This is a genomic window from Shinella sp. JR1-6, assembly GCF_004284735.1.
In the GTDB taxonomy this organism is placed as follows: domain Bacteria; phylum Pseudomonadota; class Alphaproteobacteria; order Rhizobiales; family Rhizobiaceae; genus Shinella.
In genome coordinates this window covers 1-9,012 of record NZ_SHMI01000063.1, presented here as the reverse complement: position 1 = coordinate 9,012, position 9,012 = coordinate 1, and the positions used below count along the sequence as shown (strand labels likewise).

Sequence of the window (9,012 nt, the reverse complement as noted above, 5' to 3'; positions counted from 1 at the left end):
CCGACCGATCCCGCAACGACACCCTACAAAAAAGCCAGCCTAAATATCTGGCCACGCGTCAACGATCCGCTCGGGCTGGAGCCAGGCGCCGCGGCCTGATCCCCTTTTCATAACCAAGGATTTTTCTGATGACCGGCCCCGTCGATCCCACCCATTCCCTGCTCTTCGAAACGCTCTGGACGCCGGCGGCCGGCACGGAAGCGCCCATCTATACGATACGCCTCACCAATCTCGGCGCGACGCCGCTGGCCGACTTCGTGCTGTGCTTCAGCGGCCCGGCCCGGCTGCAGGCAGGGGCGGCGATCGAGAACGGCCGGCTGGTGCGGCGCTTTTCCAACCACAGCACCATCGCACCGCCCGACGGCTTCGTGCTGGCCCCGGGTGCGACCTGGGAGGCCAGCAGCCGCCAGCTTTCCTATCCGCTGCGCCACTGGAGCGACGGCGCGCGCAACGCCTATATCGTTGGGGCCGAGGGAACGATCCTGCCGGCGCGCGTACTGCCCACCGTCTCCACCGTCGCAGACAATGCGCCGCGCCGCGGCACTGCCCGCGCGCCGGTTCCGCTGAACGCACCGCAGCCGCTGTCGATCGTTCCCTGGCCGAAGGAGGTCACCGGCATTGCCGGCGGACAGGTGCCGCACGGGCTTGCCCTTGCGAGCGGCCCGGCCGCGGCTGCCGAAGCGGGCGATGCCTTCCGCGATATCACAGCACGGCTTTTCCCGGGTGAAGGGCTGGTGCGGGACAGCCACCAGGGCGGCCTTCCGGTACGTTTTGCCGAACGGGCGGGCGAAGCGGAGGCCTACCGCCTGGATTTCGCCGCCGATGGTGTGCTCGTCACGGCGGCTGCGCCTACAGGTTTCCTCTACGGACTGATCACGCTCGGCCAGATTTTCCGTGGTGCCCGGCGCCACCCGGCCACCTTTCTGTTTCCGGTGGCGGGCAGCATCGAGGATTCGCCGCGCATGGGCTTCCGCGGCTGCCATCTCGACGTGGCGCGGCAGTTCTATGCCGGCGCGGAGGTCAAGCAGTTCCTTGCGATCCTGGCCTGGAACAAGCTCAACCGCTTCCACTGGCATCTCACCGACGACGAGGCCTGGCGCATCGAGATCACCGCCTACCCGCAGCTGACGGAAAAGGCCGCCTGGCGGGGCCATGCCCTCTCCGTGCCGCCGCTCTTCGGCTCCGGCCCCTTCGCGACGGGCGGCTACTACACCCAGGACGAGGTGCGCGAGATCGTGGCGCATGCCGACCGCTACGGCATTGACGTCATTCCGGAAATCGACGTGCCCGGCCACAGCTTCGCCCTGCTGCAGGCGCTGCCGGAACTGCGCGATCCGGACGAGACCGGCGAATATGCCTCCGTGCAGGGCATGCCGAACAATTGCCTCAACCCCGCCCAGCCGAAAGCCATCGCTTTCATGGAAACGGTGATGCGCGAGCTTGCCGGCCTCTTTCCTGCCGGCATCCTGCATGTCGGGGCGGACGAGGTACCGCTCGGGGCCTGGTCCGGCTCGCCATTGGCGCTCGCCATGCTTGCCGATCTTGCCGGCGGGGATGCGGCCCGTTCCCATGCGCGACACAACAATGTCGAGACCAACCATGACGGCGCCGACGATATCGAGGGCGCGACGACCGCCGTGCTGCAAGCCGCCTTCCTGCGGCAGGTGCATGCGAGCGTCAAGGCGCTCGGCTGCGTCACCGGCGGCTGGCAGGAGGCAGCGCATGGCGACGTGCTCGACAAGGCCTCGTCCTATCTCATCGGCTGGCGCGATGTGCCGGTCAGTGCGCGTCTTGCGGGAGAAGGCTACGACATCGTCGTGGCACCGGGCCAGGCCTACTATCTCGACATGGGCCAATCCACCGACTGGAACGAGCCTGGTGCCGGCTGGGCAGGCTCCCCGTCCCCGCGCGACACCTATGATTTCGACCCCGTCGAAGGCTGGACCGTGGAGCAGTTGACCCGCTTCAAGGGCATTCAGGCCTGCATCTGGAACGAATCCATGGCCGACCGCGCGATCTTCGATCGTCTCGTCTTCCCGCGCCTGTCGGCCATTGCCGAAACGGCCTGGACACCCTGGGGGCAGAAGGACTGGGACCGCTTCATCGTCAACGCGGCGCTGATGCCCAACCTTTACGGCCACTGGGCCTGACGGAGAGCGGAACCGATGCCCGACCTCCTCGTCAATCTCCATTCGCAAAAGTTCGCTGCGCTCGCCGCCCGGCCGCCGGTTGAGGGCGTCGCGATCCGTCCGGCACTGGCGCCGGAAATGGCGTTGGTCGTCGATTGGGTGCGTGCGCACTTCTCCGACAACTGGGCGAGCGAGGTAACGGTCGCCTTTTCGCGCCGGCCTGTCGCCTGCCTCGTTGCGGTGTCGGAGGGGCGGCTTCTCGGCTTTGCCTGCTACGACATCGTGGCGCGCGGCTTCTTTGGGCCGACCGGCGTACATCCCGATGCACGCGGGAGGGGTGTGGGTGTGGCGCTGCTTGCCGGCGCGCTCTCGGCGCTCAAGGCCGACGGCTATGCCTATGCGGTGATCGGCGATGCCGGGCCGGTGGATTTTTATGCGGGCACGGTCGGCGCTATGACGATCCCCGCGGAAGACAAGGGCGTCTACGAGGGCATGCTGCGCCGCCCGAAACCCGACAGTTCTAGAGAGGAGTGAGCGACATGAAGTTCCATACCCTGACGGCCGTTGCGGCCTTGATGCTCGGCGCCGCGCCTGCGGTTGCCCAGACCGTGCTGACCGTGAACATCGAGCCCGCGACGACGTGGGTGCGTAACTTCAACCCCTTCAACCAGACGTCCGCGCGCCAGAGCACGCTCGATTTCATCTATGAACCGCTGGTCATCTTCAATCAGTTCGACAGCAACAAGCCGGTCTATCGCCTTGCCGAAAGCTTCACGCTTTCCGACGACCTGAAGAGCATCGAGTTCAAGCTGCGCGCCGGTCTGAAATGGTCCGACGGCCAGCCGCTGACCGCCGAGGACGTCAAGTTCAGCTTCGATCTCGTGAAGGCATTCCCGGCGCTCGATTTCGTCAGCATCTGGACGCAGATCGACGGCGTCGAGGTGGCGGACGCCCAGACCGTGCGCTTCACCATGAAGGCGCCGACCTCGCTTGCCGCCGAAACGCTGGTGCAGATCCCGATCGTGCCACAGCATGCCTGGAAGGACGTCGCCGATCCCGTAACCTTCTCCAACGAGACGCCGGTCGGCAGCGGCCCGATGACGGAGATTGCCCGCTTCACCGGCCAGACCTACGACCAGTGCCGCAACCCGAACTATTGGGACGCCGAGCACCTCAAGGTCGACTGCATGCGCTTCCCGCAGCTTGCCGACAACAACCAGATCCTGACCGCGACGGTGGACGGCACGCTCGACTGGGGCGTCTCCTTCATCCCCGATATCGAGAAGGTCTATGTCGCCAAAAACCCGGAGCATTTCCACTACTGGTATTCGCCGAGCAGCATGGTGGCCTTCGTCTTCAACCAGGAAAGCGCCAATGCTGACAATCGCAAGGCCTTTTCCGACCTGAAGTTCCGCCAAGCCGTTTCCATGGCGCTCGACCGGCAGGGCATGGTCGATATCGCCGGCTACGGCTATCCGACGCTCAACCAGGATCCGGGCCTGATGGGCGAACTCTACAAGGCTTGGGCCGATCCGTCCGTCACTGCCGATTTCGGCAAGTTCGCAACCTATGACGAGGCGGCGGCCGCGGCGCTTCTCGACGAGGCCGGCTATGTCGACAAGGATGGCGACGGCATGCGCGACAACCCCGACGGGACGAAGATCGCCTTCTCGATCATCGTCCCGGCCAGCTGGACCGACTGGATCGACACCGTCAACATCGCCATCGACAATATGAAGGCGGTCGGTATCGATGCCAAGATCGAGACGCCGGAAGAAGCCGTCTGGAGCCAGAACCTGATCTCGGGCAAGTTCGACGCCGCCATCAACAGCCTGCCGGCCGCCGCCTCGCCCTACTACCCCTACAAGCGTGCCTTCACCGAGGCCGACAAGGGCAAGACGCGGTTTACCTCGCAGCGCTGGTTCAATGCGGATGTCGAAAAGCTCGTCGGGGAGTTCACCCATACGGCCGATCTCGAAAAGCAGAAGGCGATCATGAACAAGGCCCAGCGCATCGTGGCGGAGAACCTGCCGCTGATACCGGTGTTCAACAACCCGAACTGGTACCAGTACAACACGAGCCGGTTCACTGGCTGGTCGACGAAGGAGACCCCCTTCGCCAACCCGTCGATCACCAAGAACAACCGCGCGCGTCTTCTGAACCTCCTGGCTCTCCAGCCGGTTCCGTGATCCGTCCATAGAGGAGGCGGGGACCGTAACAGGCCCCGCCGGTTCCAGGCCATGCCTTTCCTGCTTCGCCGAATCCTGTTCTATCTCGCTGCTTTCATTGCCGCAGCGACGATCAACTTCTTCCTGCCGCGCCTGATGCCGGGCGATCCGGTGGCGCTGATGTTTTCCTCCGCGGCCTCGGAACTGCCACCGGAAAGCCTGGAGGCATTGAAGCTGACCTTCGGCTTCGTCGACGGGCCGCTCTGGGAACAGTACCTCACTTATCTCTCCAGCATCTTCACCGGCGACCTCGGTGTTTCGGTGAAATACTTCCCGCTGCCGGTGACGGACCTGCTCGGGCGGGCGCTCTTGTGGACCGTCGGCCTCGTCGGCACGGCGACGCTGATTTCCTTCGTGCTTGGCAGTTTCCTCGGTATGGTCGCCGCCTGGCGGCGCGGCAGCCGGCTCGATGTGGTGGTGTCGGTCTCGGCGATCTTCGCCACCTCCATTCCGGCGGTCGTCACCTCGCTCGTCGCGCTCTTCGTCTTCGGCTTCACGCTGGGCTGGTTCCCGACGGGCTATGCGCATGACCCGGCGCTCGATCCGTCCTTCAGCCTCGCTTTTTTCGCCAGCGTCGCTCACCACGCCATCCTGCCGCTCATCACGCTCTGCTTCGTCCTGACCGGCGGCTTCACCGTGACCATGCGCAACAACATGATCAACCTGCTCGGGCAGGACTATGTGGTGATGGCCCGCGCCAAGGGGCTTTCCGACCGGCGCGTCATGGTCTGGTATGCGGCGCGCAATGCGCTGCTGCCCACGGTTTCCAGCCTCGCCATCGCGCTTGGCACTGTGCTCGGCGGCTCGCTGGTGACCGAGGTCGTATTCAACTATCCCGGCCTCGGCAACACGCTCTACCAGGCGATCCTCGCCCGCGACTACCCGGTCATCCAGGGCCAGCTCCTCGTCATGACTGCCGCCATGCTGGTGTCCAATTTCATCGTCGATGTCAGCTATGTGCTGCTCGACCCGCGTCTGAAGGGGAGTGGCTGACATGGGCCAGCTCTTGATCGGCCTTCGCCGCAACCGAAAGGCGCTCGTCGGCCTTGCCATCGTGGCCCTGATCGTGCTGGTCGCGGTCGCAGCACCGCTGCTCACGGAATACAATCCCGCCGGCCGCACAGGCCGGCCGCACCAGTCGCCCTCGGCGGAGCATATTCTCGGCACGACCCGCCTCGGACAGGATGTCTGGGCACGGCTCATCTACGGCGCACAGACCTCGCTTGCCGTGGGTTTCGCCGCAGGCCTGCTCATCACCGTCATCGGCACCACGCTCGGCATCATCGCCGGCTATCGCGGCGGCAAGACGGACGAGGTGATCAGCTTCTTCACCAACATGGTGCTGGTCGTGCCAAACCTGCCGCTGCTGCTCGTCATCGCCTCCTTCGTCGGCCAGGCGGGCCCTATGGTCATCGCGCTCATCCTCGGCCTCACCTCCTGGGCCTGGGGCGCGCGCGTCACACGGGCCGAAACGCTCTCCGTCAAGCAGCGGGACTTCGTGAAGGCCGCCGAGATGATGGGCGAGCCACAATGGCGCATCATGGCCTTCGAGATCTTGCCGAACGTCTTTTCCATCGTCGGCATCAATTTCATCGGCAGCGTCATCTTCGCCGTCATCACCGAGGCGACGCTGGAATTCCTTGGGCTCGGCGATCCCAACGTCATCTCCTGGGGCACCATGCTCTACAACGCGCAGAAGGCCTCCGCCCTTTCGGTGGGCGCCTGGTGGGACATCCTTGCGCCTTGCCTGGCGCTGGCGCTGCTCGGCATCGGCCTGTCGCTGCTCAACTTCGCCGTGGACGAGATCGCCAACCCACGGCTACGCACCGGCGAGCGCCTTGCCCGATGGACGAGCCTCGTCAAATCCGGGGAGGGACGCCTGTGAGCGACGCGCTGCTTTCCGTCAAGAATCTCACGATCGACTACATCGGCACGGAGACGGATTTCCGCGCGGTGGACGACGTCTCCTTCGATGTCGCACCGGGCGAAGTCTTCGGGCTTGCCGGGGAATCGGGCTGCGGCAAGAGCACCATCGCCTTCGCCGTCAGCCGGTTGCATGGCCCGCCGGCACTGATCCGCAAGGGCAGCGAGATCCGCCTCGCCGGTCGCGACGTGCTCGGCCTCGACAAGCGGGCGCTCACCGATTTCCGTTGGCGCGAGGTGGCCATGGTGTTCCAGAGCGCGATGAATTCGCTGAACCCCGTGCTGCGCGTCGAGGAACAGTTCTACGACGTGTTGCGCACCCATACCGGCTGTGCGCGCAGCGAGGCACGCGACCGCACCGCCGAGATGCTGCGGCTCGTCGACATCAAGCCGGAGCGCATGCGTGACTATCCACACCAGTTCTCCGGCGGCATGCGCCAGCGCATCGTGATCGCCATCTGCATGGCGCTCGATCCCAAGCTCGTCGTCATGGACGAGCCGACAACGGCGCTCGACGTGGTGGTGCAGCGCGAGATCCTCCAGCGGATCGACGAGCTGCGCCGCCAGCGCGGTTTCTCCGTGCTGTTCATCACCCACGATCTCGGCCTCATGGTGCAGTTCTGCGACCGCATCGGTGTCATGCTGTCGGGCAGGATGGTGGAGCAAGGGCCCTCGGAAGCGATCTTCCGCACGCCGCAGCACGATTATACGAAGAGGCTCTGGGCCTCGTTCCCCTCACTCAAGGGAGGTGTGCTCGGATGAACGACCCGCTTCTGCGCTTTGACAATGTCAGCAAGACCTTCAGCAGCCCCACGGGCGGCGTGCGCGCCGCACGCTCGGTCAATTTCGCGCTTCACAGCGGGAGGGCGCTTGCTATCGTCGGGGAATCGGGCAGTGGCAAGACGACCTGTGCGCGCATGGCCATGCTGGAATATCTGCCGACGAGCGGCCGCGTGCTGTTCAGGGGTGAGCCGACGGCAGGGCGGCGTGGCCGCGACCTTGCCGCCTACCGGCAGGCCGTCCAGATGATCTTCCAGGATCCCTTCGCCTCGCTCAACCCGGCGCACACCATCGCCTACCATCTGAAGCGAACGCTGCGCCTACATCGCCCGGACATCCGGTCCGCCGATCTCGATGCTGCCGTCCTCGAGCAGCTTGCCAGCGTCAAGCTCGATCCTGCCATCGTCGCCCCGAAATATCCGCATGAGCTTTCCGGCGGCCAGCGCCAGCGCGTCAACATTGCCCGTGCGCTTTCGGCCCGCCCGCAGGTCCTTGTTGCCGACGAGCCCACCTCCATGCTCGATGTCTCGGTACGCCTCGGCGTGCTGAACCTGCTCAACGAGATGAAGACGGCCCGCAATCTCGGCCTCCTCTACATCACCCACGATATCGCCACGGCCCGCTATGTCGCGGAAGACATCGCCGTCATGTACAGCGGCCAGATCGTCGAATGGGGCGATTGCGGCGCGGTCATCGACAATCCGCAGCATCCCTATACGAAGCTGCTTCTGTCGGCGGTGCCCGATCCGGAGCGCCGCTTCTCCGATGCGGTATCGCGGATCGATCCCGGTGCAGTGGACGCCGTTCGCCGCGTTGCGGCGAAGGAGCAGAATAGGGTGGTGACGGTCGGCGAAAATCACTTTGCCCTGTCCATCTGATGCAGGCCTTCGGGCTTGTTGGCGACAGGCTTAACCCAGCCCACTCAGTAAGCGTAGCCTGACACAGACGCACCTCTGTGAATAGGTATTTTCTGCGCGCCCTGCGTCATGCTTGAACCTGATTGTAAGAGAAGACCCGGGAGCGCCTCGTATCGCTCGACCGGGTCCCTGCGCGATCGGTGCGGCTTGGGCATCGCGTCCGCTCGCGCAGTGTCCCCCGTCAGCGAGCTGGCGGGAGAATGGCATTGCGCTCGCGACAACGGACGAGCGCCGCATGCAGGATGCGCCGGGCGCGATAGGCATCCAGGGGAACGGGCTGGTTGTGGCGATGGATCCAGTCCAGTCGGCTGTCGATGTCCTTGATGGCACGGGCAAGACGCTGCACTGGGGTAGGGTCATTGGTCAGACGGTGAACGGTCTGCATGGGCATGAAATGGCACCTCGAATCGGCTCCATCATGGAGCGGTGCCACGTTTACCCGGCCATTCACGGAGGCCTAGCTACCCTTGATTGTATGTGGCGATCGACTCTGCGACAGGTAAACAAATGGCTGCCGACGTGCTGAAATGAGACATAGATTGCGGGTCGCGCGTATCAAAGGGCGACAGCGAACCTGTTTGTTAGATCGGCGGCTGTATTGATACCGAGGCGGTTTTGGTTGGTTGTATTGACGGTTGCGCTGGTCCAGGCGCCGTGCTGGAAGGCGAGCATGGTGTTTTCGTCTTTGGCATAGGCGATCCAGCCTTCTCTGGGTTGATAGAAGGTCCAGACGGCGTCCTGCCATGCGGCTATGGCGTTTTGGCTGCCGGCCCAGGCGCCGGTTGCGGCTGCGGGCACGATGTATCGATCGCCGGCGGCAGGGCTTGCCGGCGGGCTTGCGAGGCTCCTGCTTTTGACGGCGAGATGGAGGAGGGCATCGATGGTCTTGATGGCCTCGTTGTGGGTCACATGTTTCTGGGCCTGTGCGGGGATGATGTAGGGGAGATTGAGGTTTTCGGACGCGTCCATGGTTTCCGTCTCCGTTGCCGATTTCGTTGGCATTATACGGATGCGGCTTGCGGGGTGGAAAAGGGG

The 9,012-nt window shown here is 64.5% G+C and carries 9 protein-coding genes; 7 read left to right on the top strand and 2 right to left on the bottom strand.

What is annotated here, in order from left to right; genetic code table 11:
- The first annotated feature begins 128 nt into the window (after positions 1-128).
- Genes EXZ48_RS33505 through EXZ48_RS33475 form a run of 7 tightly spaced genes read left to right on the top strand, consistent with a single transcriptional unit; the run spans position 129 to position 7,938 of the window.
- On the top strand, positions 129-2,150 hold the full coding sequence (locus EXZ48_RS33505; RefSeq protein WP_130521346.1) for a beta-N-acetylhexosaminidase: 2,022 nt from the start codon (positions 129-131) through the stop codon (positions 2,148-2,150).
- A gap of 15 nt (positions 2,151-2,165) precedes the next feature.
- A complete protein-coding gene (locus tag EXZ48_RS33500; protein WP_130521344.1) occupies positions 2,166-2,663 on the top strand; it encodes a GNAT family N-acetyltransferase in 498 nt (165 codons plus the stop codon).
- A 5-nt stretch (positions 2,664-2,668) separates the two neighbouring features.
- Positions 2,669-4,318: an ABC transporter substrate-binding protein gene (locus EXZ48_RS33495; RefSeq protein ID WP_130521342.1), complete on the top strand. Its 1,650-nt coding sequence runs from the start codon at positions 2,669-2,671 to the stop codon at positions 4,316-4,318.
- A 51-nt stretch (positions 4,319-4,369) separates the two neighbouring features.
- The gene (locus EXZ48_RS33490) at positions 4,370-5,350 is read left to right on the top strand and encodes an ABC transporter permease (RefSeq protein WP_050746964.1); all 981 of its coding nucleotides are present in this window, start codon (positions 4,370-4,372) and stop codon (positions 5,348-5,350) included.
- A 1-nt stretch (position 5,351) separates the two neighbouring features.
- On the top strand, positions 5,352-6,242 hold the full coding sequence (locus EXZ48_RS33485) for an ABC transporter permease (protein WP_371687691.1): 891 nt from the start codon (positions 5,352-5,354) through the stop codon (positions 6,240-6,242).
- Positions 6,239-7,042, top strand: a complete 804-nt coding sequence (locus tag EXZ48_RS33480; RefSeq protein WP_130521340.1) for an ABC transporter ATP-binding protein — start codon at positions 6,239-6,241, stop codon at positions 7,040-7,042. Before EXZ48_RS33485 ends, EXZ48_RS33480 begins: the two co-directional genes overlap by 4 nt.
- A complete protein-coding gene (locus EXZ48_RS33475; protein WP_130521338.1) occupies positions 7,039-7,938 on the top strand; it encodes an ABC transporter ATP-binding protein in 900 nt (299 codons plus the stop codon). The genes EXZ48_RS33480 and EXZ48_RS33475 overlap by 4 nt, the downstream gene beginning before the upstream one ends.
- 220 nt (positions 7,939-8,158) lie before the next feature.
- Here the strand turns inward: EXZ48_RS33475 and EXZ48_RS33470 are convergent, their stop codons facing one another.
- A complete protein-coding gene (locus EXZ48_RS33470; RefSeq protein ID WP_130521336.1) occupies positions 8,159-8,368 on the bottom strand; it encodes a hypothetical protein in 210 nt (69 codons plus the stop codon).
- Between the two features lie 164 nt (positions 8,369-8,532).
- Complete coding sequence (locus EXZ48_RS33465) at positions 8,533-8,946, bottom strand: DUF2793 domain-containing protein (RefSeq protein ID WP_165909504.1); 414 nt, start codon at positions 8,944-8,946, stop codon at positions 8,533-8,535.
- Positions 8,947-9,012: the final 66 nt, after the last annotated feature.

What these genes read in the sequence shown, in the direction of transcription:
- EXZ48_RS33505 (WP_130521346.1), top strand. Translation starts at nt 129, where the DNA reads ATGACCGGCCCCGTCGATCCCACCCATTCCCTGCTCTTCGAAACGCTC.
- EXZ48_RS33500 (WP_130521344.1), top strand. Translation starts at nt 2,166, where the DNA reads ATGCCCGACCTCCTCGTCAATCTCCATTCGCAAAAGTTCGCTGCGCTC.
- EXZ48_RS33495 (WP_130521342.1), top strand. Translation starts at nt 2,669, where the DNA reads ATGAAGTTCCATACCCTGACGGCCGTTGCGGCCTTGATGCTCGGCGCC.
- EXZ48_RS33490 (WP_050746964.1), top strand. Translation starts at nt 4,370, where the DNA reads ATGCCTTTCCTGCTTCGCCGAATCCTGTTCTATCTCGCTGCTTTCATT.
- EXZ48_RS33485 (WP_371687691.1), top strand. Translation starts at nt 5,352, where the DNA reads ATGGGCCAGCTCTTGATCGGCCTTCGCCGCAACCGAAAGGCGCTCGTC.
- EXZ48_RS33475 (WP_130521338.1), top strand. Translation starts at nt 7,039, where the DNA reads ATGAACGACCCGCTTCTGCGCTTTGACAATGTCAGCAAGACCTTCAGC.
- EXZ48_RS33470 (WP_130521336.1), bottom strand. Translation starts at nt 8,368, where the DNA reads ATGCCCATGCAGACCGTTCACCGTCTGACCAATGACCCTACCCCAGTG.
- EXZ48_RS33465 (WP_165909504.1), bottom strand. Translation starts at nt 8,946, where the DNA reads ATGGACGCGTCCGAAAACCTCAATCTCCCCTACATCATCCCCGCACAG.